Origin of the sequence: Amycolatopsis sp. NPDC102389 (assembly GCF_044765885.1) — a bacterium.
Lineage (GTDB): Bacteria > Actinomycetota > Actinomycetes > Mycobacteriales > Pseudonocardiaceae > Amycolatopsis.
On sequence record NZ_JBIWKX010000011.1, the window covers coordinates 152310 to 176463 of the forward strand.

General features: G+C 69.8%; 21 protein-coding genes. 13 read left to right on the forward strand and 8 right to left on the reverse strand.

Features of this window, described 5'->3' with window-relative positions; all coding sequences use genetic code 11:
• Positions 1 to 52: 52 nt before the first annotated feature.
• A complete protein-coding gene (locus ACIRGA_RS13275; RefSeq protein ID WP_400940276.1) occupies positions 53 to 1222 on the forward strand; it encodes an MFS transporter in 1170 nt (389 codons plus the stop codon).
• A 199-nt stretch (positions 1223 to 1421) separates the two neighbouring features.
• Here the strand turns inward: ACIRGA_RS13275 and ACIRGA_RS13280 are convergent, their stop codons facing one another.
• The 7 genes from ACIRGA_RS13280 to ACIRGA_RS13310 all read right to left on the reverse strand — a co-directional run bounded on the left by ACIRGA_RS13280 (position 1422) and on the right by ACIRGA_RS13310 (position 10910).
• Positions 1422 to 2471 (reverse strand): HoxN/HupN/NixA family nickel/cobalt transporter, encoded by a 1050-nt coding sequence (locus ACIRGA_RS13280; protein WP_400940279.1) that lies wholly within the window; start codon positions 2469 to 2471, stop codon positions 1422 to 1424.
• Positions 2472 to 2527: 56 nt separating this feature from the next.
• On the reverse strand, positions 2528 to 3457 hold the full coding sequence (locus ACIRGA_RS13285) for an N-acetylmuramic acid 6-phosphate etherase (protein WP_400940281.1): 930 nt from the start codon (positions 3455 to 3457) through the stop codon (positions 2528 to 2530).
• 17 nt (positions 3458 to 3474) lie between these two features.
• Complete coding sequence (locus tag ACIRGA_RS13290; protein WP_400940284.1) at positions 3475 to 4446, reverse strand: MurR/RpiR family transcriptional regulator; 972 nt, start codon at positions 4444 to 4446, stop codon at positions 3475 to 3477.
• Positions 4447 to 4683: 237 nt separating this feature from the next.
• Positions 4684 to 6459: a serine hydrolase gene (locus ACIRGA_RS13295; RefSeq protein ID WP_400940287.1), complete on the reverse strand. Its 1776-nt coding sequence runs from the start codon at positions 6457 to 6459 to the stop codon at positions 4684 to 4686.
• A gap of 11 nt (positions 6460 to 6470) precedes the next feature.
• The gene (locus ACIRGA_RS13300) at positions 6471 to 7733 is read right to left on the reverse strand and encodes an exo-beta-N-acetylmuramidase NamZ domain-containing protein (RefSeq protein ID WP_400940289.1); all 1263 of its coding nucleotides are present in this window, start codon (positions 7731 to 7733) and stop codon (positions 6471 to 6473) included.
• Entirely contained in the window at positions 7730 to 9535 is a 1806-nt protein-coding gene (locus ACIRGA_RS13305) for a glycoside hydrolase family 3 protein (protein WP_400940291.1), read from the reverse strand. Before ACIRGA_RS13305 ends, ACIRGA_RS13300 begins: the two co-directional genes overlap by 4 nt.
• Positions 9536 to 10112: 577 nt before the next feature.
• Complete coding sequence (locus ACIRGA_RS13310; protein WP_400940293.1) at positions 10113 to 10910, reverse strand: HAD family hydrolase; 798 nt, start codon at positions 10908 to 10910, stop codon at positions 10113 to 10115.
• 576 nt (positions 10911 to 11486) lie between these two features.
• Between ACIRGA_RS13310 and ssd the strand changes: the two genes are divergently transcribed.
• From ssd to ACIRGA_RS13350, 8 genes are all read left to right on the forward strand, one after another.
• Entirely contained in the window at positions 11487 to 12560 is a 1074-nt protein-coding gene (gene ssd, locus ACIRGA_RS13315; protein WP_400940296.1) for a septum site-determining protein Ssd, read from the forward strand.
• Positions 12557 to 13699 carry a TadA family conjugal transfer-associated ATPase gene (locus tag ACIRGA_RS13320; protein WP_400940298.1) on the forward strand — a complete coding sequence of 381 codons (1143 nt, stop codon included), beginning with the start codon at positions 12557 to 12559 and terminating at the stop codon, positions 13697 to 13699. Before ssd ends, ACIRGA_RS13320 begins: the two co-directional genes overlap by 4 nt.
• Positions 13696 to 14439, forward strand: coding sequence for a type II secretion system F family protein (locus ACIRGA_RS13325; RefSeq protein ID WP_400940300.1), 744 nt, complete (start codon positions 13696 to 13698; stop codon positions 14437 to 14439). Before ACIRGA_RS13320 ends, ACIRGA_RS13325 begins: the two co-directional genes overlap by 4 nt.
• Positions 14433 to 15008 (forward strand): type II secretion system F family protein, encoded by a 576-nt coding sequence (locus ACIRGA_RS13330; protein WP_400940303.1) that lies wholly within the window; start codon positions 14433 to 14435, stop codon positions 15006 to 15008. The genes ACIRGA_RS13325 and ACIRGA_RS13330 overlap by 7 nt, the downstream gene beginning before the upstream one ends.
• 16 nt (positions 15009 to 15024) lie before the next feature.
• The gene (locus tag ACIRGA_RS13335; RefSeq protein WP_400940306.1) at positions 15025 to 15198 is read left to right on the forward strand and encodes a DUF4244 domain-containing protein; all 174 of its coding nucleotides are present in this window, start codon (positions 15025 to 15027) and stop codon (positions 15196 to 15198) included.
• A complete protein-coding gene (locus ACIRGA_RS13340) occupies positions 15198 to 15536 on the forward strand; it encodes a TadE family type IV pilus minor pilin (protein WP_400940308.1) in 339 nt (112 codons plus the stop codon). Before ACIRGA_RS13335 ends, ACIRGA_RS13340 begins: the two co-directional genes overlap by 1 nt.
• Positions 15533 to 15889, forward strand: coding sequence for an Rv3654c family TadE-like protein (locus tag ACIRGA_RS13345; RefSeq protein WP_400940309.1), 357 nt, complete (start codon positions 15533 to 15535; stop codon positions 15887 to 15889). The genes ACIRGA_RS13340 and ACIRGA_RS13345 overlap by 4 nt, the downstream gene beginning before the upstream one ends.
• A gap of 417 nt (positions 15890 to 16306) precedes the next feature.
• Entirely contained in the window at positions 16307 to 16933 is a 627-nt protein-coding gene (locus ACIRGA_RS13350; RefSeq protein WP_400940310.1) for a bifunctional DNA primase/polymerase, read from the forward strand.
• A 13-nt stretch (positions 16934 to 16946) separates the two neighbouring features.
• Here ACIRGA_RS13350 and ACIRGA_RS13355 read toward each other — a convergent pair whose 3' ends face one another.
• Entirely contained in the window at positions 16947 to 19412 is a 2466-nt protein-coding gene (locus tag ACIRGA_RS13355) for a DEAD/DEAH box helicase (RefSeq protein WP_400940312.1), read from the reverse strand.
• A 318-nt stretch (positions 19413 to 19730) separates the two neighbouring features.
• On the opposite strand from ACIRGA_RS13355, the gene ACIRGA_RS13360 reads away from it, so the two are divergent.
• From ACIRGA_RS13360 to ACIRGA_RS13375, 4 genes are all read left to right on the forward strand, one after another.
• On the forward strand, positions 19731 to 22025 hold the full coding sequence (locus ACIRGA_RS13360) for a sodium-translocating pyrophosphatase (protein WP_400940314.1): 2295 nt from the start codon (positions 19731 to 19733) through the stop codon (positions 22023 to 22025).
• 115 nt (positions 22026 to 22140) lie between these two features.
• Positions 22141 to 22692, forward strand: a complete 552-nt coding sequence (locus tag ACIRGA_RS13365; protein WP_400940317.1) for a hypothetical protein — start codon at positions 22141 to 22143, stop codon at positions 22690 to 22692.
• A gap of 91 nt (positions 22693 to 22783) precedes the next feature.
• Complete coding sequence (locus ACIRGA_RS13370; protein WP_400940319.1) at positions 22784 to 23368, forward strand: hypothetical protein; 585 nt, start codon at positions 22784 to 22786, stop codon at positions 23366 to 23368.
• Positions 23369 to 23402: 34 nt separating this feature from the next.
• Positions 23403 to 24014 carry a hypothetical protein gene (locus tag ACIRGA_RS13375; RefSeq protein WP_400940321.1) on the forward strand — a complete coding sequence of 204 codons (612 nt, stop codon included), beginning with the start codon at positions 23403 to 23405 and terminating at the stop codon, positions 24012 to 24014.
• Positions 24015 to 24154 lie beyond the last annotated feature (140 nt).

A 24154-nucleotide genomic window follows, 5' to 3' on the forward strand; every position in this document is an offset into this window, starting at 1 on the left:
GTCACTCCAAACTATTTGACAGTCATCGAATAGTCCCGTCACTATACCTCCCATGACGATTCGACGATCATCAAATGATCGGCTCGCTCTGGGGGCTCTGCTGGTACTCGCCGTCGGGACGTTCACCGTCGGCACCGACGGCTTCGTCCTGAACGGGCTGCTGCCCACCATCGCCGCCGACCTGCGCGTTTCCGAAGCCGTCGCGGGCCAGCTGACCACTGTTTTCGCGGTGACCTACGCGATCTCCTCGCCGCTCATCGCGGCCTTCACCGGACGGCTCGACCGGCGCTGGGTGCTCGGCGCGGGGATGGGGCTGTTCACGATCGGCATGGCCGGTCAGGCGCTCGGCGAGTCCTTCGCCGTGGTCGCCGTCGCACGGGTGCTGGCCGCGCTCGGCGCCGCCGCGTTCCAGTCCAACGCCTATGTCCTCGCCGGCGCGCTGGCGTCGGACGAACGGCGCGGCCGCGCGCTGGCGACGGTCTCCAACGGGATGAGCGTTTCGATGGTGCTCGGCGTGCCGATCGGGGTGCTGGCCGGGACCTGGTTCGGCTGGCGCGCGGTGATGTGGGGGATCGGCGCGGTGGCGCTGATCGTGATGCTGCTCGTGCCGCTTCTGCCCGGGGTCCGGATGCCGACGGTGTCGTTGCGCGACAGGCTCGCCGTCGTCGCGCGGCCGCCGATCGCGCGCGTGCTCGGCGTGAGCGTTCTCGGGACCGCCGCGGGCTTCGCGGCCTTCGTGTACCTGCCGGTGTTGGTCGCGCCGGTGGCGGCGGGCGCGATGATCTCGTGGCTGCTCGTCGGTTTCGGGATCGGGCAGATCGTGGCCAACGTCTTCGCGGGCCGGGCCACCGACTCGCTCGGCCCCGCGCGCGTCCGCTCGATCTCGCTCATCGGCACGGTCGTGACGTTCGCGCTGCTGGACGTCGCCGTGCTGAGCCTGCCCGGCTCGCTGGTCCTCGCGCTGGCTTCGGGGGTCTTCGGTGGCATGCTGATGGTGCCGCAGCAGCACCGGCTGTTTTCGCTGGCGCCTGACGCGCCGACGGTCGCCATGGGGCTCAACGGTTCCGCGATCTACGGCGGCGGTGCCCTCGGCGCGGCGCTGGGTGGCGTCGTCCTGTCGTCGGCGGGCGTCTGGTGGGTCGGTCCCGTCGCCGCCTTCGTCGCCCTGCTGGGCTTCGCGCTTTCGGTCCCTTCGCGGGCGAAGGTGGCCCAGTCCGCCTGACCAAGGAGGGAGCAAGGGACCTTTGCTATCGATTGCGTAGGCATGCTAAGTACCGCGTTGACCGCTGTGCCGCTGCTGAGCCGAGTGTCCCCAATGTGGCATTGGGGACACTCAGCGTCTCCAATGCCACATTGGGGACATCGGCCACGAGGGGGACGCGCCCAGTGGTAGCAAAGGTCCCTTGCTCTCTTTCCGCAGGTCAGGAGCCGCTTTCCGGCAGCCGGGCCGACCAGCGCTCCTCGATACGCCCGAAGCGCCACACGAGAAGCGCGAAGAGCCACGTAAGCACGAAGAGCGCTACAACCGCGTAGCCCACGTAGTCGAGGCTCAGCGACCCGATCGCCGCCAGCGGTCCGGTCGTGATGCCGAACCGTTCGGTGATGATCGAGATGACCTCGATCGTCCCGATGAGCAAGGCGACCGCGACGGAAAGCGCCGTTACGGTGAGGTTGTAGTAGATCTTCCGCACCGGCTTCGCGAACGCCCAGCCGTACGCGTAGTTCATGAAGCAGCCATCGGCGGTGTCGAACAGCGTCATCCCCGCGGCGAACAGGATCGGCAGCACCAGGATCGCGTACCAGGGCAGCGAAAACGCCGCGGCGCCGCCGGCGAGCACCAGCAGGCTGATCTCGGTCGCGGTGTCGAAGCCGAGACCGAACAACACGCCGATCGGGTAGATGTGCCAAGGCTTGCGCACCGCTTTGGTGGCGCCGCGAAGCAGGCGGTTCATGAAGCCGCGATTGTCGAGCTGCCGCTCCAGCGCCGCTTCGTCGAACTCGCCCCGCCGCATGCGCCGGAACACCTTCACGATGCCGACCAGCACCACCAGGTTCATGATCCCGATGAGGTACAGGAACACCGCGGAAACGGACGTCCCGATCAGCCCGGTCGCCTCGTGCAGAGCCGACGAGTCGTCCTCGACGGCCCCGGCGAGCGCGCGGACGCCGAGGGACAACAGCAGGCACAGGACGAACACGATCGTCGAATGACCGAGGGAGAACCAGAAACCGACCGAAAGCGGCCGCTGCCCGTCGGCCATCAGCTTGCGGGTGGTGTTGTCGATCGCGGCGATGTGGTCCGCGTCGAACGCGTGCCGCATACCGAGTACGAACGCCGTCACCCCGAGGCCGACCCCGAACACGCCCGTGGCGCCGAGCTCGTATTGGCGCGGCGCCACGAAAAGCGTCAGGACCCCCCAGCCGATGACGTTGAGCAGCAGGATGAATCCGGCCATCCCGGCGACGGACACCCGTTCGCGTCGCGTGAGCGCGAGGCGTCGGGATGAACGGGTCTGTCCGCCGGTGTTCAGCTCGCGCGCACCCTCAGGGAGTCGAGAGCCTTCCGTACGTGGCCATCGTTGGCCGTCAGCGCCTTCGCCGCATTCGCGACGTCCTCGCCGGACAGCAGATGGACCAGCGCCACCTTGAGGTCGCCGTCGGCCTCGGTGAGCGCGTCGGAACAGTCCGCCATGCTCATCCCGGTGGCTTCGCGCAGGATCCGGATGGTCCGCCCGCGCAGCTTCGCGTTGGTCGCCCGCATGCTGACCATCAGATTCGAATACGTACGGCCGAGTTTGATCATCGTCGCGGTGGAGAACGCCGTGAGGATGATCTTCTGCGCCGTGCCCGCCTTCATCCGCGTCGACCCGGCGATCGCCTCAGGGCCGGTGTCCACCGCGATGAGGACATCGACACCCGGCGGCGTCACCGCTGCCGGATTGCCCGAGACCAGCGCGGTACGCGCACCGTGACGGCTGGCCGCGGCCAGCGCGCCGAGCACGTAGGGCGTCCGGCCGGAAGCCGTCAGCCCGAGCACGAAGTCGCCGGGCGCGACGGACTCGGCCACCTCGGCGGCTCCGGCCTTCGCGTTGTCCTCGGCGTCTTCGACGGCTTGGCGCAGAGCGCGCGCGCCGCCCGCGTGATGCGCGATGAACCAATCGGAGGGCACGTTGAACGTCGGCACGAGCTCCGCCGCGTCCAACGTCGCCAGCCTGCCGGAAGTACCGGCCCCGAAGTAGTGCACGCGGTGTCCCGACCGCAGCGCTTCCACGGCGAAGTCGACCGCCCGCGCCACCTGCGGCAGCACCGCGGCGACGGCTTCGGGGACCCGGCGGTCCTCGGCGTTGATCGCGCCGAGGATGCCCATGGTCGACATCAGGTCGATGTCGGTCGTCCGTGGATTGCGCTGTTCGGTTGGCGAGTCGACGTGCACCACCTGGCGTGGGACGGTCATCATGCGCCTCACTTTTTCGCTCATTTGCCGGTTTCCCGCGGCCGTCGCCTGCCGTCGGGCCGGACGCCCAGACGGTGCGAGCCAACCGCGTCCCTGGTCGCGTCGAGAGCGTTGACCGACGCGTCCATGTGCCGCTGCGCGACACCGATGAACAGGCAGTCGATGACGGTCAGCTGCGCGATGCGACTGGCGGTCGCACCCGAGCGGAACGTCGTCTCCCGCGCGGCCGTGGTCAGCACGTGGTCGGCGACCTCGGTGATCGGCGAACGCGGGAAGTTCGTCACGGCGACGGTGATCGCGCCGTGCTCGCGGGCCACGCGCAGCGCCTCGACGGTGTCCGTGGTCGCGCCCGTGTGGGAGATGCCGATCGCGACGTCTCCGGGGCTCAGCACGGCGGCCGAGGTGAGCATGATGTGCGTGTCCGACCAGGCGAAACTGACCCGCCCGATGCGGTGCAGCTTCTGCTGCAGGTCCGCGGCCACGAACGCGCTCGCGCCCACGCCGTAGACGTCCACCCGGCCGGCGCCCGCCAGGACGTCGATCACCCGCTGTAGCGACGGGATGTCGAGCTGGTCGGCGGTCTCCTCCACGGCACGGGCGTCCGCGAAGCTCACCTTGCCGATCACCGCGGCCAGGTCGTCCTCCGGACCGATCTCGCCGCCGAGGTTCCGGCTCGACCGGGCCTCCGTGCGGGCGGTGTCGGCCGCCAAGGCGATCCGCAGCTGCGGATATCCGCCGACGCCGACGGCCTTGCAGAACCGGGTGACGGTGGTTTCGCTGGTGTTGGCCGCGAGCGCGACCTCGGTGATGCTGCGCCGCGCGACCGTCGCGGGGTCGTCGAGGACGACCTTCGCGACACGCTGCTCGGCCCGGGCGAGCCCGGGCAGGAGGGAGCGAATCCGGACCAGCGGGCTCGCGTCAGCGTCCCGTGTCGGCTGCGCCGGCACGGTCTCGGACGGTGCGGCCGCGATTACGGAATCGGTATCGCCCACCGTGGGAAAGTTACTAACCGTTGGCATCTGCGACAAGGCTACCCACACCCTTCGGGAAGATCGCAACCTATCCGTGTCTGCGGATTCGATTTGCGATTAATCGTTGACCAGAAAGTCGCTAACCAGGTCGAGGCCGTTAACGAGGTCGAGCTAACGACTTGGCAACTTAGTGTCGCGACGCAAGGGGCTGTGTCCCGGTCAACGGGGCGGTCCGGTCAGCACATCGGAGCCGATTGGCTACCTAGTGCTCAACTTCCAGCCGGTAGCGACGAAAGTAGGGGGATTATGCTCACTGTCCAGCAGTGTGCGGCCGCGTTCAGTGACTTTCACACCGTCCAAAGAAATTCCCCGTCCGGTGTAACGAGCGTCGGTCGTGTAACGCCAGCGGAGGGTGATTTGTGAGCTTTGCGACACCTCGGCGGCGACCCGCCACCAAGCGCGATGTCCGTGCCCGCCGAGCCCGGTCTGGTCCCCGGCGGGCGCGCCTGGTCCGGTCGCACGCAGGGTAATCGATTTCCAGGTGGCTCCGCCGTCGACACTTGTTTCCAAGAACAGCGAGTCCGAGGGACCTTCGGTGTCCACGAAGGTGTCGAAGGAGACCTTCAGTGGCCCGCCACGCGTCTGTAAGAGCGGAGTCGTGAGCGTGGCAGTAGATACGTCCCCGGCACCGCTGAACCACGCCTCGCGGCCGTGCGCGGGGCGGACGGCCATCGCTTTCGCGAGCGAGCTCGCCCACGTCTCCCTGGCGAGGTTGATCGAGCCCCAGTTCCGTGTCGGGTGCACGCGGTTGGTGAGCAGGATCGCGAACGACCGCGACAGCGGATCGATCACCAGCGAGGTCCCGGTGAAGCCGGTATGGCCCGCCGTCAAAGTCGCCGACAGCGCGCCCATGTACCAGGGCTGGTCGAGTTCGAAGCCGAGCCCGTGCGCGTTGTCGGGGAACTTGTGGTTGTAGTTCGTCAGCATCGCCCGCACGGTCTCCTCGCGCAGGATCCGGTGGCCGCGGTACGCGCCGCCGTTGAGGATCGTCTGCGCCAGCACCGCCATGTCGGCGGCCGTGGAGAACACGCCCGCGTGCCCGGCGACGCCGCCCAGCGACCAGGCGTTCTCGTCGTGGACTTCGCCGCGTACGAGCCCCCGAGGCGGCTTCGCGGCGTACTCGGTCGCCGCGACCCTGGCGAGTTTCGACGCCGGCGGGTTGTAGCCGGTGTCGGCCAGGCCCAGCGGGGCGGCGATGCGGTCCTGGACCACCTTGTCCAGCGGGGCCCCGGCCACCTTCTCGACCAGGAAACCGAGCGTCAGCAGGTTGATGTCGGAGTAGAGGTACGTGCTGCCCGGCGCGTTCTTCAGCGGGCTGTCGAGAACGGCCTTCCGGCGAGACGGGATGTCCGGGTAGCCCTCCCACAGCGACGGGAGCGGTGTCGCGGCGAAGCCCGAGACGTGCGTGAGCAGCTGCTGGACGGTGACGGCCTCCTTGCCGTTCACCCCGAACTCCGGCAGGTATCGCACCACCGGCGCCGAGATGTCCAGCTTGCCCGTCTCGGCCAGCTGCATCACCGCGATGGAGGTGAACAGCTTCGAGATCGAGGCCATGTCGAAGATGGTGTCCGCGCGCATCGGCACCTGCTGCTCCGGTGGCAGTTCTGTGCCGTTCGCGTCGGCGTAGCGGACCGCGCCGCCGACGGCCTGGCGCTCGACGACCACGCCGTCGTGCGCGAGCACGCCGACCGCTCCGGAGAAATGCGGATGCCCGGTGGCGTCCGGCTTCGTCCAGCTCTCGATGAACCGCTCGGCCGCCTTGATCGGCTCCGGGTCCAGGCCGACGTCGGAGGGCGCGCCGTCACGCAGGACGGTGGACGCGGGCGCGAAGCCTTCGCGCGGCTTGTCGAACCGGCCCGCCGCGCGGTCTCGATCTTGTTCGCTCCCCGGAATCGCCTGTGCTCCCGCCGTCGACAGCGTGGTCGCCGCGACCAGTACGGAAACAGCCGCGATCAGGATCTTCCTAACACGCACGGTCGTTCCCCTCAGCGATAGATGAGATGGCGACGGCGTTTCCGGTCGAACTCGGCCAGTTCCGCCTGCCAGGACCCGACGATCTCGTCCGCTCCCGCGCCCTTGTCGACCATCGTGCGCAGCCTGTCGGAGCCGGAGAGCTTGTCGAGGAAGTTGTCGGGTCGCCACTTGAACTTGTCCGGGTGCACCTGTTTCGCGGTGACGAACATGGTGACCGCGGTGCGGATGGCGTCGAACGCCCGCGGATCGGTGATCGTCACCTGCACGCCGCCGCAGGGCTCGTTGACGAACTTGCCGAACGTCGGCACGAAGTACGCCTCACGGAACTTCACGCCGGGAAGCCGCAGTTCGCCGAGGTTCTCCCGCCAGCGCCAGTCGAGGCCTGGCGCGCCGATGATCTCGAACGGCCTGGTGGTGCCGCGGCCTTCGGAGAACACGGTGCCCTCGAACATCCCGGTGCCGGGATAGACGAGCGCGGTGTCCGGGGTCGGCATGTTCGGGCTCGGCGGGACCCAGGTCAGCCCGGTGCGGTCGAAGAGCTGATCGCGTCGCCAGTCGCGCACTTCGACGATTTCGAGCTTGCCCGGCGTGACGCCCTCGGCCGGCAGGAACTCGGCCGCGAAGAACCGCGCGAGCTCGCCGACGGTCATGCCGTGCTGCTGCACGATCGGCTTCCGGCCGACGCCCGACGCGAACGCCGGGTCCAGCATCGGCCCGGCGGCCTTGCCGCCCAGCGGATTCGGCCGGTCCAGCACGACGACCGCCGCGCCGGCCTTCGCCGCCGCGACCATCGCCGTGTACAGCGACCAGATGTAGGTGTAGAACCGCGCGCCGACATCGGCGATGTCGAAGACGACGGTGTCGACGCCCGCCTTCGTGAACATCCCGGCGAGCTTCGTCGCGTCGGCGCCGTACGCGTCGTACACCGGCACGCCGGTGCGCGGATCGGTGTAGTCGCCTTCGGAGCCGCCTGCCTGCGCGCTGCCGCGGAAACCGTGCTCCGGCCCGAACGCGGCGAGCGGCCGGACCCCGGCGGCGACCATCGAGTCGACGATGTGGTCGCCGCTCGCCAGGACACCCGTCGGATTCGACAGCACGCCGAGCTTGCGGCCGGACAGCGGCGCCCAGCCCTTGGCGGCGAGCACCTCCGCTCCGGTGCGGGTGAGCGGGGGACCTTTGCTCTCGCTTTCCGGCTGGGCCACCGCGGACCCGGCCGTCAGCGCGGGGACCGCGAGCGCGCCGGTGGCGAGGAAGTGGCGGCGGTTGAGGTTCACCAGGTCAGCCCGTGGCCGAAGGGGTATTTCACCGTGCCCACGTCCTTGCCCGCGGGAACGTCGACCGGCAGCTTGCCCTGCGGCTTCACCTTCCCGAGGATCACCTTCGCCAGCGCCTCGAGCGAAGGCGTGATGTAGCCGTACGTGGCGAGCCACGTCTTGATCGGGTTCTCGTAGCCGGCGTCGTAGGGGATCTGGGCGGCGACCGCGACGACGGGCTTGCCGGTGTCGGCCAGCGCCTGCAACAGCTTGCCCTGCAACGGATACGTGCCGACGTTGTTGGTCAGCACGACGACGAGGTCGACGTCCTTGGCCGCCGCGACGGCTTGTGAGATCTGCGCGTCGGTCGGCGTCTGGCCGGTCTGCAGCGCGGTCGCGCTCGTGCCGTGCGCGGTGAGCTTCGCGGCCAGCGACGTCGTCGTGGTCGCGCCCCAGCCGGTCACGAGCGTTTTCGCGGGCTGCTGCTTGAGCGGCAGGACGCCGCCGTCGTTGCGGATCGCGGTGACCGACCGGTCGGCGATGCCCTGCGCGGTCGCGAGGTTGGCCGGGACCCCGACCTTCGACATCACCTTGGCCGGGTCGACGAACGGCGAGGTCAGGATGCCCCGGTTCAGCTTGAGCTTCAGTACCCGCAGGACGCTCTCGTCGATCCGCCGCTCGGTCAGCTCACCCTTGCGGACGGCGTCGAGCACCGAGTTGATGGCGAGTTCGAGGTTCACCGGCATGAGTAGCTGGTCGATACCCGCCTTGAGGGCCAGCACCGGGATCTCCGCGTCGCTGTGCATCTCGCGCACCGCGTCCATCGAGAGGGAGTCGGTGACGACGACTCCGCGGTATCCGAGCTCCTCGCGCAGCTTGCCGGTGAGGATCGGCTTCGACAGCGTGGCGGGCTCGCCCGACGGGTCGAGGCTGGGGAACTGGATGTGCGCGCTCATGATCGAGTCGATGCCCGCCTTGATGGCGGCCTTGAACGGCGGCACGTCCGTCTCGCGCCAGCTGGCCTCGCTCCGGTCGATCCTGGGCAGCTCGAGGTGACTGTCGGTGGCCGCGTCGCCGTGGCCGGGGAAGTGCTTCGCGGCGGCGGACACCGTCTCGGAGCGCCGCCCGGAGTTCTGGAAGCCCTTGACCTGGGCTTCGACGAACTGGCTCGCCAGCTCCGGGCGGCCGGAGAAGGAACGGACGCCGATCACCGGGTTCGCCGGGTTGGAGTTCACGTCAGCGTCGGGGGCGAAGTCCTGGTTGATGCCGACGGCGCGCAGCTCGTGCCCGAGGATCCGGGCGGCCTCCTGCGCGGCCTTGGTGTCGCGGCCCGCCGAGATCGCCATCGCGTTGGGCAGTTCGGTGGCGGGGGCCCCCATCCGGGTGACCGTGCCGCCTTCCTGGTCGGTCGCGATCTGCAGCGGGATGCGGGCGCCGCTGCGGAGGGCGGCCCGCTGGAGCCCGTTCGACAGCTTGGCGACCTGTACCGGGTCGTCGAAGTTGTCGCGGCTGTCGTTGTTGAAGTAGATGACGCCGCCCAGGTGGTACTTCTCGATCACCTGCGCGGGGGTGTCCACCCCGAAGTCGGCCTTGTTCTTGGCGTTGACCTCGTCGGCGGACTTCCCGTTCACCCACGTGACGAAGAGCTGCCCGACCTTCTGTTCCAGGGTCAACCCGCGCAGCGCGCGCTGCGCCTCCGCGTCCGCCGTCACCGGCTGCGCGGTGGCCGGAACACCCGCGACACCCAGCGTGAGCAGACCCGCGAGGGGCAGGGCGAGCGCATGGATCCTCCGATGACGGGCGTGCGCGGTTCGGGTCGTCACCTCAAGCCTCCCAGATTCGTGCCTGACTCACAGGTGGAAAGAAGTCCACCTGGAAGCACTGATATCCGGAAGCTACCCACGAGCACTTTGCTTGTCCATCGGCCACCCGCACGAACGGTCCGTTCATACACAAAGGGACGCGAAGGGGCCTGTCACGCTTGAAAACGTGGGCAAAACACTGGCGGCGCCCGGCGGCAAGAAGCCGGCGGGCGCCGCCAGTCAGTGCGGACCACTCGGGCGACCAAGCGTGCAACTCTGGTCGTACCTTCATGGACTCGGCGTCCGGCGTCCCGGTACGCAGTCCCTAGACGACGAGCCTCCCGCGGCGCGCTGCGCGTGGGTACCCGGTGTCCGCACACGGAGATTCGCCGGGGTGGAACAGGCTTCTCTTCTACCTGTTCCCTGGCCGACCGAACGTCCGCACCTACTTTCTACGCCGTGAGCCGGGTCACTTCAAGTGCGCAGACGGGTGCACCGGTACAGAGGCTCGATCTAGTGACACGGACACCCTCCGCGACGGACAATTCGCGGCCCTGGCTGCGAAAACGGGCCGGGTACCGCCGTGTGGGGTATGCGTTCAGCGGGTGCGTTTGCGCCGGTTGTAGCCGTACCAGGTGGCCCCCGCGGCGAAGGCGCCGAGCGCCACCAGGCCCGCCGACCGCGCCGGGATCCGGGTGCGCAGCGACATCGGGTGTTCGAACGCGAGGATCTCCCAGCCTTGTTCCGTCGCGTGCTTGCGCAGGACGCGGTCGGGGTTGACCGCGTGCGGCCGTCCGACGACTTCGAGGAGCGGGATGTCGGTGCTCGAGTCGGTGTACGCGTGGCACTGGGTGAGATCGTAGCCGTAGGTCGCCGCGAGTTCCTTCGCGGCGACGGCCTTGTTCTCGCCGTAGCAGTAGAAATCGACTTCGCCCGAGTACCGGCCGTCCACGATCTGCATCCGGGTGGCCACGCTGCGCGTCGCGCCGAGCATTTCGGCGACCGGCGCGACGACCTCCTCGCCGGTCGCCGACAGGACCACGACGTCGTGCCCGTCCGCGCGATGCGAAGAGATCAGTTCCGCCGCCTCCGCGTACACGAGCGGATCGACGACGTCGTGCAGCGTTTCGCGGACGATCGCGGACACCTGCGCGACGTCCCATCCGGTGCACAGCGCGGAAACCTCGGCTCGCATCCGTTCGGTCTTCGCCGCGTCCGCGCCCGCGAGGGAGAAGACGAGCTGGGCGTACGCACTGCGAAGCGCGGCTCGGCGATTGATCAGGCCTTCGCGCAAAAGCGGCTTGCTGAAGGCCAACGCGCTCGATGACGCGATGATCGTCTTGTCGAGATCGAAGAACGCCGCGACCTGGCTCGGCGTCGTGCTGGGTCGGTCCACTCGCCAAGGATAGGAGAGCCGGGCGGCCGGGCGCCCGTTGGTCGACCACGATCGGGATACGACGGTGGAAAAATTCACGACCGCGTACCCGATCCGGCGCGTCGCGCCGTTATCGAATTGTGGGTACCGGCGCCGCCCGCAACGGGCCGGTATCGGAGTTACAGTGAGATTGTCCGGTCTTTGCGCCGGGCCTCGGTTCAGTCCGACCCCCCGGGGCTGAACCCCAGGCGGCCCTCGTCCCTCCCCCCTGGCGAGGGCCGCCTCCTATTTCCCTGCCGTGCCAATGGTTCAGACCTTATCGGCGGCGGAAACCTCGACAGGGCAAGGCCTAATCGGCCAGAGTTCGTTAAGTTTCTTTTCTCGCAACGCTTCTTCGTGCCCTCCTCCGATTGGAATACCGAGCCGGAGATGCGTAGCGGAAAGGTCCGACGGAAACGCCGGAAACCGGTTTCCCGCGGCGGAGTTGTCCACAACACCCCGGTTGTCCACAGGCGGGACGGAATGGCGTTGTGCGCGGCACGGACCGGCGCGACCGTGGAGTCATCACCCGAGTCCGACCGAATCACTGGGGGAGTCATGACCGCGGAACATCCGCTCGTCGTCGCCGGAGACGACATCCTGCTCGACGAGATCCTGCGCGTGGCGGCGGCCGCGGGCTGCGAGGTCGAACGAGCGCCCGATCTGGCCGCCGCGCGCGGGAGATGGGCCCGCGCCCCGCTCGTGGTGCTCGACGAGGAGGCCGCGAGCGCGCCGAACCGGCTGCTGCGGCGGAACAAGGTCCTCCTTGTTTGCAAGGGCGCGCCGACCCCGGTGACGTGGGAGCGCGCCGTCAACACGGGGTCGGAGAAGGTCCTTTCGCTGCCGGACGAGGAAAGCGACCTCATCGGCGAGTTCGCCGACGTCGTCGACGGGCCGGCACGGGACGACGGAGTCGTCATCGGGATCATCGGCGGGCGAGGCGGGGCCGGGGCTTCCGTGCTGTCGGCCGCCGTCGCGTACCGGGCGGAGAAATCCGGCGCCGGCGGGCTGCTCGTCGACTGCGATCCGCTCGGCGGCGGCGTCGACGTCCTCCTCGCCGCCGAACGCGATCGCGGGCCGCGCTGGCCGGAGCTCGACCTCGGCGGCAGGGTGTCCATGGCCGCGTTGAGCGAAGCCTTGCCGCGAAAGAAGTACGCGACCGGCTCACTGTCCTTTGTGTCCTATGGCAGGGAAGGACGCGGCCCTGGGCCCGACGCGATCGAGGGCGTGCTGTGCGCCGGACGCCGGGCGGGGCGGACGGTCGTCTGTGATCTGCCGAGGTATTTCGGCGCCGAGACGGCCACTGTGATCGGGCTGGCCGATCTGGTCGTGGTCGTCGTCCCCGCCGAACTCCGCGCCTGCGCGGCGGCGAAACAGGTCCTCGCCAGGATCGAACCCCACGCGTCACGGATCGGTGTCGCGGTACGGGGGCCGTCGCCAGCCGGGCTGATCCCGCAAGAGATCGCCGACGCCGTCGGCGTTCCGCTCATCACCTCGATGGGCCGCGAGCGGTCCCTCTCGGCCGCTCTCGATCGCGGTGAGTTCGTCCTGAGGCATCGGGGGCACCTGGCCACGGCCGCCACCGAAGTCCTCGCGGCCGCGCGCGGGAATCTGGCCGGTGCCTCGCGATGACCGACGATCTGGTCGAGCGGGTCCGGCGACGGCTGGCCGGATCCGCCGCCCCGGCGGATCCGGTGAGCGTCGCGCGGGCCGTCCGCGCCGAAGCCGGTGGCGCGCTCGGTCAGGAGGCCGTCCTCGGGGCGGTGCGATTGGCCCGCGACGAGTTCGTCGGAGCCGGCCCGCTGGCGCCGCTTCTCGAAAAGCCCGGAGTCACCGATGTTTTCGTCACGGCACCCGACGAGGTCTGGACGGATTCCGGTGAAGGCGTCCAGCTGACGGACGTCCGCTTCGCCGACGAGGAAGCCGTCCGAAGGCTGGCTCAGCGGCTCGCTCTCGCCGGCGGTCGGCGGCTGGACGACGCTCAACCGTTCGCCGACTGCTGGCTGCCGGGAGTGGGGCCGCGAGGCCGGGTCCGGATGCACGCGGTCCTCCCGCCGATCGCGCCCGCCGGAACCACCCTCTCGCTCCGCGTTCTCCGGCCCGCCACCCATGATCTCGCCGAGCTCCGGTCGCGCGGGGTGTTCGGCACCAGCGGCGCGGATCTGCTCGGCTCGGTCATCCGGCGACGGCTCGCGTTCCTGGTCTCCGGCGGGACGGGGGCGGGCAAGACGACCCTGCTCTCCGCGTTGCTCGGCGCGGTGCCCCCGGCCGAACGCATCGTCTGCGTCGAGGACGCGGCAGAACTGCAACCGGACCATCCGCGGTTCGTCAGCCTGCTCACCCGCCCGGCCAACGTCGAGGGCGCGGGCGAGGTCGGGCTGAGCGAACTGGTCCGGCAGGCGTTGCGCATGCGTCCGGACCGGCTGGTCGTCGGCGAAGTACGCGGTGGCGAGGTCATCGCGTTGCTCAACGCCATGAACACCGGGCACGAGGGCGGGGGCTGCACCGTGCACGCCAACTCACCGCAGGACGTCCCCGCGCGGTTGGAAGCGCTGGCCGCGCTCGGCGGGCTGAAACGGGACGCGCTGCACAGCCAGCTGACGTCGGCGGTGCGGGTGGTCCTGCACATGCGCCGCCTGCCGAGCGGGATCCGGCGGCTGGACGAGGTCGGCGTCCTCCGGTCGTTTCGAGGCGAGGCCAAGGTCGTTCCGGTCTGGACCAAGGGCACCTGGATCGGCGACGAGACGCCGTTCGAGGAGATGGCGGCATGAACCCGTGGTTCCTTCTCTCCTGCGGCGCGGGGCTGGCCTGCTGGCCGAAGCCGCTGGCGCGCGCCCCGTTCGCCTGGCGTCTGCCCCGGGCCGTGCGGGCGGGCTGGTGGCCGCTGCCCGCGTTGCTCGTCTTGCCGCTCCTCGGAATCGGCTGGGCAGTGGCGACGCTCGTGCTCACCTCGGCCGTCCGCCAGGAGTACCGGTGGCGGGCACGGGCGAAGGCGGCGCTGGCCGAAGCCGAACTCACCGCGTCCGTGCTGCGGACCATGATCGGTGAACTCCGGGCGGGCGCCCATCCGGTGACGGCGGCCGAGGCCACCGCGGAGGCGATACCCGCGGCGTCCGAGCGGCTGCGCGGACTCATCGCGGCCGCCCGGCTCGGTGGTGAGACCGCCGCCGATCCGGACGCGCCACCGGCCCTGGTGAACGCGTGGACGCTGGCGAACCGGTTCGGGCTTCCGATGGCCGAGGTACTCGACGCCGCGCGCCGGGACGCCGAGGCGGAGATCGGCTTCCGCCGCCGTCTCAAAGCCAAGATGGCCGGCCCCCGGGCGAGTGCCGCCGTGCTCGCGGTCCTCCCGCTGGTGTGCCTGCCGCTCGGCGAGGCGATGGGGGCGGGCCCGGTCCACGTCCTCACCGCGACGGGCGCCGGTCAGCTGCTGCTCGTCGTGGGCAGCGGGCTGATCTGGGCGGGTACGGCCTGGTGCCGGGCGCTCACCGGCCGGGTGGCGTCATGCTGACCGGCGCCGCGCTGATCCTGCTGGGCGGTGCCGTCTTCTGCTGGCCGCGTGTCACCGCAGGGACCGTCGTGCGGCCGGGCCGTCTCCTCACGTGGCTCCGGAAACGATCGTCCCGGGACGAAGGAGTCTCCGAACTCCTCCGGTCCGCGGCCACCCTCGACCTGCTGGCCGCCTGCCTGGCCGGTGGGCTGCCGGTACCCGTCGCGCTCGAAGCCGTCGTGCCGACGGCGTCACCGGAGACCGCGGCGGCGCTGCGTTCGGTGGCGTCGCATCTCGTCGTGGGCATCGGGCCGGCGGAAGCCTGGGCCCCGGTCCGCGACCGGCCCGGTCTCACCGAACTGTCCGTCGCCGCCGTCCGCACGGCGAGGGCGGGCACCGCGCTCGCGACGCACTCGAAAGATCTCGCGCGAAGACTGCGCGAGTCGCTCTCCGCCGAAGCCGAGGAGCGCGCCGAACGGGCCGGAGTGCTGCTGGCGGCACCGATCGGCCTGTGCTTCCTCCCCGCGTTCCTCTGCCTCGGCGTCCTGCCCGTCGTGCTCGGCCTCGCCGGGCGTCTCGACTTCCTCTGATCGAAAGGCGATTCCCATGACCAAGATCCCCACCTTCCGCGAAGACGACGGCATGGTGACGGTCGAGTACGCCATCGCCACCTTGGCCGCCGCCGCGCTGGCGGCCGTCCTCTACCTGGTCCTCAGCAGCGATGCCGTCGTCGCCGGGCTCACCTCGCTCATCGAGCGGGCCTTGTCGGTGAAGTCCTGATGGCCGACCGAGGCTCCGTCACGGTGGAGGCCGCGCTCGGCATCGGCGCGCTGACCTTCGTCTCGGCCCTGTTGTTCGCCGGGATCGGGGTGGCCTCCGATCAGCTCCGCTGCACCGACGCGGCCCGCGAGGCGGCCAGGCTCCTCGCCCGCGGCCAGCCCGCCCGTGCCGAACAAGCGGTGCGGGAGATCGCGCCGTCGGGCGCACGGCTGAACGTCGTCCGCGAAGGCGACGCGATCACCGTCGGCGTCGAGGCCGAACCGGTGGCCGGGCTCCTGCCGGGTATCCGGCTGAACTCCCGCGCCTTCGCCGTCGCCGAGCCCGGGAGCGGACCATGACCGCGGACGATCGCGGCGTCGCGACCGTATGGACCGCCTCGATCGTCGCCGTCCTGGTCGGCGCGGCGGCGTTCGTCTTCTGGATCGGCGCCGCCGTCACCACCCGGCACCGCGCGGAGGCCGCCGCCGATCTGGCCGCGCTCGCGGCAGCCTCGCACGCGACGGACGGCCCCGGCGCGGCCTGCGAACGGGCCAGACAGGTCGCCGCCCGGATGTCGGTCACGCTGCTCACCTGCCGGTGGGAGCGCGGCGATGCCCTGGTCGAGGTGCGATCGGAGCCGTCGGGACAGCCGGCGGTCACCGGGCGGGCGGAGGCGCGGGCCAGGGCGGGGCCGGTCGACCGGCCACCGTGACGCGCGTCGCACGACGAACGGTCGCCCGGCGGCGACCGGCCGGTAGTACGCGTGAGTAACCGCTGGGCGCGAGCAGCGGTCGTTGACGTACGGCGAGCGGTCGAAGCCATGATCAGCTCGCCGCCGAACGGCCGCCCGCCGCTCACCGTGAGCGCCGTCACGCGGGCCGGAAGCCCAGGTCGGCTGCGATGAACGGCTCCGGACCGGTCGTGCACGCCCGTTAATCGGACGTCCGGCGTTCGGTCCGTCCGGTCGCACTACCGCGCGTTCATCGCTGAGTAACCGCCGGTTGTCGCGCGAGGTCTTCTCCCGATGTGCAACTTGCCGTTTATTGAGATGTGCGCCACCTCGAGAAGGTCGCCGGGTGACGCGGCGCAGAACCACACAGGACAAAGTTGACCTGAGGCAGGGACAGTAATGTTGGACGCGAATTGGCCGGACAGCTGGCGGGGCGCCTTCCGCATCGAAATGCGGGCGGAGGCGATCGGCCTCGCGTGGCGTGGCTGGCCGGTGCTCCCGGGCGCGGAGCCCGCCGCGATCACCGCGGAAGGTGACGACCTCACCTGGCGCCGTCCCGTCCCGGCCCAGGACGACTGGCGTGAACTGCTCGAGACCCACCCGCACGAGGTCGCCACCTGGTTCGGCGACGACACCCACAGCCTGCTCGTGGCCACCGGCACCGTGCTCGACGCCATCGAGGTCGACGACGAGCTCGGCAAGGCCGCCGCCCGCCTGCTGCGCGCCACCGGCCACCCCGCCCCGATCGTCGCGATGCCGAACGGCCGCTGGCTGTTCCTGACCACCGTCGCCACGAGCATCCCGCGGGAACTGGCCGACCACGCCTCGATCCAGTGGCACGGCGCGAACGACTACATCCCGCTGCCCCCGTCGCCGTTCCAGCACGGTGTCGTGCACTGGCGGGTCAAGCCCGAGGTCTGGGGCTGGCAGCTGCCCGAGGCCACCGAGGTGCACGACGTGCTCGTCCGTGCGCTGGCCGGTGACCAGGCTGTCGCCCCGGTGGCGACCCTGAGCACCGCCGCCTGATCAACCCACAATTTCAAGCCAACAGGTGGCCGGAGACGGACCCGTGCTGACGCAACGCCCCGAGCACGGTGTCCAGAACGGCCACCGCCCCCGCCTTGTCCAGCGGATCGTTGCCGTTCCCGCACTTCGGCGACTGGACGCAGGACGGGCAGCCGGCCGGGCACTCGCAGGAGACGATCGCCTCCCGCGTTGCGGCCAGCCAAGGGACAATCGCGGCAAATCCGCGGTCGGCGAATCCCGCACCCCCGGGATGGCCATCGTGCACGAACACCGTCGCCTCCCCGGTGTCTTCGTGCCACGCGGTCGACACCCCGCCAATGTCCCAGCGGTCGCACGTAGCGAACAGCGGTAGCAGGCCGATCGCCGCGTGCTCGGCGGCATGCAGGGCACCGGGGACGCGCGCCGGATCCAACTCGGCGCTCGTCCCCGGTGCTCCGCCAAGTGCCCCGGTCCCCATCCTGGAGCCTCCGGTCCCCACCGGCTCCAGAACTTCGGTCCCCGTCCGATGGCCCCCGGTCCCCGCCACGCCATCGGACGTGCCGAGCAGCTCCGCCGAGATCGTGTACCAGACGGCGCGGGTGTGCAGGCTCTGCTCCGGCAGATCCAGCGGAGTCTGGTCCAGCACCTCACCCGACGGACGTCTCCGCAAGTAGCCGACCACCTGCGAACTCACCGACACCTCGCCGAGGTTCACCGTGACCCCGCCGTGCACGCTCCGCTCTTCGGTGCGCAGCACACTGATGTCGACGATCTCGCGCGGTGACGTGGTCCAGTCCGGATCCTCCGCGTGCACCAACGCGAGACCCGTCTCCAGATCCAGTTCGTCGACCACATACGACGAACCCTGGTGCAGGTACACCGCGCCGGGATGTACCGCATAGCAGGCGGAACCCGGGTCGACGGTGCCGAGCATGCGGCCCGAGTCGGCTTCCACCACGGCGATCTGCTCGCCGCCGGAACCGCGGATGCCGACCTCGGCGTGCGGCCGGTCGCGTGAGGTCCAGTACCAGCCGCTCGTGCGGCGCCGGACGATCTTCTCCTTGACCAGATCGGCGAGCACGGCACGCGCCGAGTCGCCGCCGAAGGCCGCGACCTCCGGCTCGGTCAGCGGGAGTTCGGCGATGGCGCACGCCAATTGCGGCCCGAGGACATAGGGATTCGACGGGTCGAGGACGGCGGCTTCCACTGGCCGGTCCAGGATCGCGGCCGGATGGTGGACGAGATAGGTGTCCAGCGGATCGTCCCGGGCCACGAACACGACCAGCGCCGCGTCCCCCGCGCGTCCGGCCCGGCCCGCCTGCTGCCAGAACGACGCGAGCGTCCCCGGATAACCGGCCAGTACCACCGCGTCCAGCCCGGCGATGTCGACGCCGAGCTCGAGCGCGTTCGTCGTCGCGACGCCGAGCAGCCGCCCGGACAGCAACGCCGCTTCGAGGGCGCGCCGCTCCTCCGGCAGGTAGCCGGAACGGTACGCGGCGACGGATTCCGCCAAGGAACCGTCCACTTCGGACAGAATGCGCCGGGCGCCGAGCGCGGTCAGCTCCGCGCCTCGCCGCGACCGGACGAACGCCAAGGAGCGAGCGCCTTCGATGACCAGTTCGGCGAGGATCCGGGACGCCTCGGCCCCCGCCGAGCGCCGCACCGGCGCTCCGTTCTCGCCCGAGAGTTCCGACAGCAGCGGGGGTTCCCACAACGCGACCGTGCGGGCGCCTCGCGGCGAGCCGTCCTCGGTGACCGGGACACAATCCTCTCCGGTGAGTTTCGACGCGAACGCGCCCGGGTCCGCCGTCGTCGCGGACGCGAGGACGAAGACCGGCGAAGCGCCGTAGTACGCCGCGACCCTTCGCAGCCTGCGCAGCAGCAGCGCCACATGGGAACCGAAGACCCCGCGATAGCTGTGGCATTCGTCGACCACGACGAACGCGAGCCGCCGGAAGAACCGGGACCAGCGCGCGTGCGACGAGAGGATCCCGCGGTGCAGCATGTCCGGGTTCGTGAACACCCAGTTCGCGTGCGCGCGGACCCAGTCCCGCTCTTCCAGCGGGGTGTCGCCGTCGAACGACGCCGCCCGCGCCTTCTTGATGTCCAAAGAGGACACGGCGCGTAACTGGTCGGCGCCCAGCGCCTTGGTCGGCGACAGGTACAGCGCCGTGGCCCGCTCGTCCTCGACCAGCGCCGAGAGCACCGGCAACTGGTACGCGAGCGACTTGCCCGACGCCGTGCCGGTGGAGATCACGACATGCCGGCCGTCGCGGACGATCGACGCGGCTTCCGCTTGATGCCGCCACGGCGCCTTGACGCCGTTCGCTCTCAGCGCCTCGACGACCGGGACCGCCGCCCACTCCGGCCAGTCCACCGAATCCGCCGGGCGAGCCGGCAGCTCGGCCACATGGGTGACCGGGTACAGCGAAGCCGGGATTCCCGCCGTCGCGCGGTCGAGAAGCCGCCGACCCTTACCGGATTCCGCCGTGCCGTCCACCTTCGGAAGCTTCGCACAGCGCACCGACAGAAACGGGCCGTCGCCGGACGGAACGGGCACTGGATCGGGCCGTCGATGATCGATACAGTGACCAGACTCACAAGGTTACGGAACGTGCGGTGGCAGGGACGCCTTGCCGCCCGCCATCCCACTACCAATACACTCCCGCAATCCACACCGTCTGTGGCGAGCGTCATGTGAGACGTGCCTTGCAGTGCGACTAGCGTGACGTTCGGCTCAGATCCCCATGCCAACGTCGGAACGCCGGCTCCATCGGCGGATCGTCGTTGGCCAACGGCGACGTCTCCAGGAGGACGAATGTCCCGGCAGTTCCTCGCGGAGGGCGAACTCACGCTCTCCGGAGGTGGTTACACCATCGTCGGTGTGATCGCCGTGGTCGCCCTTGCCGCACTGGTCATCGGCTACGTTCTGCTCAAGGAGGTCTTGGCCGCGGGCCAGGGCACCTCCAAGATGCAGGACATCGCGAAGGCAGTGCAGGAAGGCGCGGCTGCCTATCTCAAACGGCAGCGCAACACCCTCGTGATCTTCGGGGGAATCGTGTTCGTGTTGCTCTTCGCCTTGCCGGCCGATGACTGGAACGAAAAGATCGGCAGGTCCATCTTCTTCTTGGTCGGCGCTGGGTTCTCCTTCGCGATCGGCTATCTCGGCATGTGGCTGGCGACGCAGGCGAACCTGCGCGTCGCGGCCGCTTCGCGGGAGGAAGGCGGCCGCGAAAAGGCGATGCGCCTGGCCTTCCGCACCGGTGGCGTGGTCGGCATGATCACCGTCGGTCTCGGCCTCTTCGGCGCCGCGGTGGTCGTCCTCGTCTACACCGGACAGGCCCCGAAGGTGTTGGAGGGCTTCGGTTTCGGTGCCGCGCTGATCGCGATGTTCATGCGTGTCGGCGGCGGTATCTTCACCAAGGCCGCGGACGTCGGAGCGGACCTGGTCGGCAAGGTCGAGCAGGGCATCCCCGAGGACGACCCGCGCAACGCGGCCACCATCGCCGACAACGTCGGTGACAACGTGGGCGACTGCGCCGGCATGGCGGCGGACCTCTTCGAGTCGTACGCGGTCATGCTCGTCGCGGCGCTGATCCTGGGTAGCACCGCCTTCGGCGTGCACGGCCTGATCTTCCCGCTCATCGTTCCCGCCATCGGCGTGATCACCGCGGTCATCGGTGTCTACATCACCAAGGCCAAGGCTGGCGAAGGCGGTCTGGTCACGATCAACCGCTCGTTCTACATCTCCGCGGGGATTTCCGCGGTGCTCTCGACGATCGCGGCGTTCGTCTACCTGCCCGGTTCGTTCTCCGAGCTGACCAGCGGTGCCACCAGCGAGCCCGGCAACCCGGCGCTGATCGCGACCATCGCGGTGATCATCGGCATCGTGCTCGCGGCGATCATCCTGAAGCTCACCGGCTACTACACCGGCACCGAGCACAAGCCGGTCAAGGAGGTCGGCAAGTCTTCGGAAACCGGTGCGGCGACGGTGATCCTGGCCGGTATCTCGGTCGGGTTCGAGTCCGCCGTGTACACCGCGCTGGTCATCAGCGCGGCCGTCTTCGGCGCGTACCTGCTCGGTGGCGGCGTCGCCCTGTTCGCCGTGGCGCTGGCCGGTACCGGTCTGCTCACCACGGTCGGCGTCATCGTCGCGATGGACACCTTCGGCCCGATTTCGGACAACGCGCAGGGCATCGCGGAGATGTCCGGCGACGTCGACGAAGACGCGGCGCAGATCCTCACCGAGCTCGACGCGGTCGGCAACACCACCAAGGCCATCACCAAGGGCATCGCGATCGCCACGGCGGTCCTCGCGGCGACGGCGCTGTTCGGGTCCTATCAGGACGCGATCAGCAAGGCGCTGAAGTCGATCCCGGAGGCGGCGCAGGCCAGCGCGTCCGCGCTGAACTTCTTCGTCAACGAAGTGGTCAGCCCGAACACCCTGGTCGGTGTCATCATCGGTGCGGCGGTCGTGTTCCTGTTCTCCGGTCTCGCGGTCAACGCGGTGTCCCGTGCCGCCGGCGCGGTCGTCTACGAAGTGCGCCGCCAGTTCCGGGACATCCCGGGGATCATGGAGGGCACCACCCGCCCCGAGTACGGCCGGGTCGTCGACATCGTCACGCGCGACTCGCTGCGTGAGCTGACCACTCCCGGTCTGCTCGCGGTCTTCGCCCCGATCGCGGTCGGCTTCGGTCTCGGCACCGGCGCGCTCGCCGGTTACCTGGCGGGTGCGATCGCTTCCGGCACCCTGATGGCGATCTTCCTCGCCAACTCCGGTGGTGCCTGGGACAACGCGAAGAAGCTCGTGGAGGACGGAAGCCACGGCGGCAAGGGTTCGGACGCGCACGAGGCCACCATCATCGGTGACACCGTGGGTGACCCGTTCAAGGACACCGCCGGACCGGCGATCAACCCGCTGATCAAGGTGATGAACCTGGTGTCGGTGCTGATCGCCCCGGCGGTCGTGCAGTTCTCGATCGGCGCGGACGCCAACGTCGGCATCCGCATCGCGATCTCGCTGGTCGCCGTCGCGATCATCGTGGCGGCGATCGTGGTCTCCAAGCGTCGCGAGTCGGTTCTTTCCGACAGCCCCGCGGAAGCCAAGGCGTAACACCGAACAGTTCCCTTCGCCGGGCCCGCCACGATTTCCCGTGGCGGGCCCGGCTGCTGTCCGGGCGGGCTAATCTCTGCGCGTCACGCCGATCCGATCCGGGGGAGTTCCTGTCATGAGGCGTTCGATCGTCCTGTTCGCCGCCGGTCTCCTGCTGGCGGGCTGCGGTGGCGCCGAGCAGGCGGCCGCCCCTTCGCCTTCTGCTCCCGCTCCCGTGGCCGGGATTTCCTGGATGGACGGTTTCTGCGGTTCGCTGATCGACTTCGCCAAGATCGGCGATTTCACGATGCCCGACTTCGAGCAGGAGGACGTCGCCTCCGCGCGGAAGGTGATGGACGAGGCCTTCGGGGTGTTCGCGCCCGGTTTCGACAACGCGGTCACCGGCCTGCGGAAGCTCGGCCAGGCACCGAGCGCGGAGGCCGACGCGGCGCGCAAGAGCATCGTCGAAGCGCTGACGCCGATCCGGGACGAGGTGCTCGCCGCGAAGGCCGCGCTCGACGCCACCCCGAAGGACGACAAGAGGGCCGTGGCGGCCGCAGCGGCGTCCTTCCGGCAAATCGGTACCCACATCAACGACATGCCCGACCCGTTCCAGCAGCTGGAAACGAACGTTTCGTTGAAAACACTGGCCGCGCAGGCCCCGAACTGCAAAAAGCTGCCTTCCTGACCGTTCTTTCCGCCAGGTTGATTTGCATTGCCCCGGCGGATCGGTACCGTCGGGGGCCAGCTGGGAAGTCGTCAGGTCGGGAGGTGTTTTCGTGCGGCCGCGGTTCACCGTCCTTGCCGCGCTAGCAACAGGTATCGGACTCGGCCTCGCCGGGTGCGGGCAGGAGCCCGCGGTGACTTCCCACGCCAGACAAGAAGGTCTCGCGACGGTCAGCGCGTCGGAGGCCGACCCCGTTTCCGCTTGGGCGGAGGCGTACTGCGGCGCGGCCGGCGGTCTCGTCCGGACGCTGGCGACGTTGCCCAGCGTCGATCCGAGCACACCGCGGCAGGCTTCGCGTACTTCCAGCGAATTGATGCTCTCGGTGGTCGACGGGCTGGATCGCACCTCCGCCGCGCTCCAGAACCTCGGCCCGGCCCCGGTCGCCGGCGGAGACACCTCGCGGACGGCCGCCGTCGCCCAGCTCGGCGGCATCCGCGCTCGCGCCGACGACGTCCGCCACCGTCTCGACTCCTCAACCGACCCCGAAGCGACGAAAGCCGCGCTTCGCGACGCGAGGACGTCGCTCGACGAACTAGACCGCCTTGACCTTCTCAGGGGCCTTAACGACGTGCCTCAGCTCGCCGCGGCCAGCAGCCGGATCCCGGTTTGCCAGGAATTGGTCAAACAACCTCGCTGAGTCATCGGCCGATCACTGGCCATGAGTCGAACTTGTGTTCTATTGTGTCCGAGTGGACGGGACGATCTCGCTCTTCTCGGCGGAGGCGAGCGGGCCGGGGCTCGCCGACCTCGCCGGTGTGCTGTGCGGGCCCGGGTGGATGACGGGCTTCGGGCGGACGGCCGCGCGGTTGTCGGCCGTGGTCGACGAGCCGTGGCGAGCGGGTGCCCTCGCCAGGGAATGCCGTCGGCGCGGCGTCCAGGCGCAGGTCTCGGCCGCCGAATGCGGGCGGCCGCTCGTGAGAACGCCGTTCCGGGTCGATCTGCTGCCGCTGGAGCAGCGCTGGAACCGTGGTGAAGAGAAGGTCCTGCCGGAGGGCTTCCGGCTCGACGGGGCGATGTTGAGGATGTGGGCGCTCGCGGCGGGCAGCCCCCAGGGCAACGGCTACCTGCTCGCGCTCGATCCGGCGGCGCCGGAGACGCACGAGCGGCTGATCACGGCGCTGGCCCGGCTGGGTGTGCCGGCCAAAGCGCAGAAGGGGGAAGACGCACTGCTCCGGGTCACCGGACGGCGGCGGCTAGCGCACGTCCTCGAGCTGATCGGGGACGCGCCCGCCGGTGCCGAGCCCGCTTGGCCCAGTCTCGTGCCCGTGGTGCGCGCCGTTTGACGCTCTTGGTCGCGTGGGTCGTGAGTGGCGTTTCGGGTTAGAACACGAATAGGCACAAACCCCCCACATTAAAGAAGGCATGTGGTGTGTTGGGGTGTGCGGGTTTAGGCGCCCGGCCCTGAGGGTTGGCCCGGTCGGGT

What these genes read in the sequence shown, in the direction of transcription:
- ACIRGA_RS13345 (WP_400940309.1), top strand. Translation starts at nt 15,533, where the DNA reads ATGACCGCGGACGATCGCGGCGTCGCGACCGTATGGACCGCCTCGATC.
- ACIRGA_RS13320 (WP_400940298.1), top strand. Translation starts at nt 12,557, where the DNA reads ATGACCGACGATCTGGTCGAGCGGGTCCGGCGACGGCTGGCCGGATCC.
- ACIRGA_RS13340 (WP_400940308.1), top strand. Translation starts at nt 15,198, where the DNA reads ATGGCCGACCGAGGCTCCGTCACGGTGGAGGCCGCGCTCGGCATCGGC.
- ACIRGA_RS13285 (WP_400940281.1), bottom strand. Translation starts at nt 3,457, where the DNA reads ATGATGACCGTCCCACGCCAGGTGGTGCACGTCGACTCGCCAACCGAA.
- ACIRGA_RS13365 (WP_400940317.1), top strand. Translation starts at nt 22,141, where the DNA reads ATGAGGCGTTCGATCGTCCTGTTCGCCGCCGGTCTCCTGCTGGCGGGC.
- ACIRGA_RS13330 (WP_400940303.1), top strand. Translation starts at nt 14,433, where the DNA reads ATGCTGACCGGCGCCGCGCTGATCCTGCTGGGCGGTGCCGTCTTCTGC.
- ssd (WP_400940296.1), top strand. Translation starts at nt 11,487, where the DNA reads ATGACCGCGGAACATCCGCTCGTCGTCGCCGGAGACGACATCCTGCTC.
- ACIRGA_RS13275 (WP_400940276.1), top strand. Translation starts at nt 53, where the DNA reads ATGACGATTCGACGATCATCAAATGATCGGCTCGCTCTGGGGGCTCTG.
- ACIRGA_RS13325 (WP_400940300.1), top strand. Translation starts at nt 13,696, where the DNA reads ATGAACCCGTGGTTCCTTCTCTCCTGCGGCGCGGGGCTGGCCTGCTGG.
- ACIRGA_RS13360 (WP_400940314.1), top strand. Translation starts at nt 19,731, where the DNA reads ATGTCCCGGCAGTTCCTCGCGGAGGGCGAACTCACGCTCTCCGGAGGT.
- ACIRGA_RS13335 (WP_400940306.1), top strand. Translation starts at nt 15,025, where the DNA reads ATGACCAAGATCCCCACCTTCCGCGAAGACGACGGCATGGTGACGGTC.
- ACIRGA_RS13350 (WP_400940310.1), top strand. Translation starts at nt 16,307, where the DNA reads ATGTTGGACGCGAATTGGCCGGACAGCTGGCGGGGCGCCTTCCGCATC.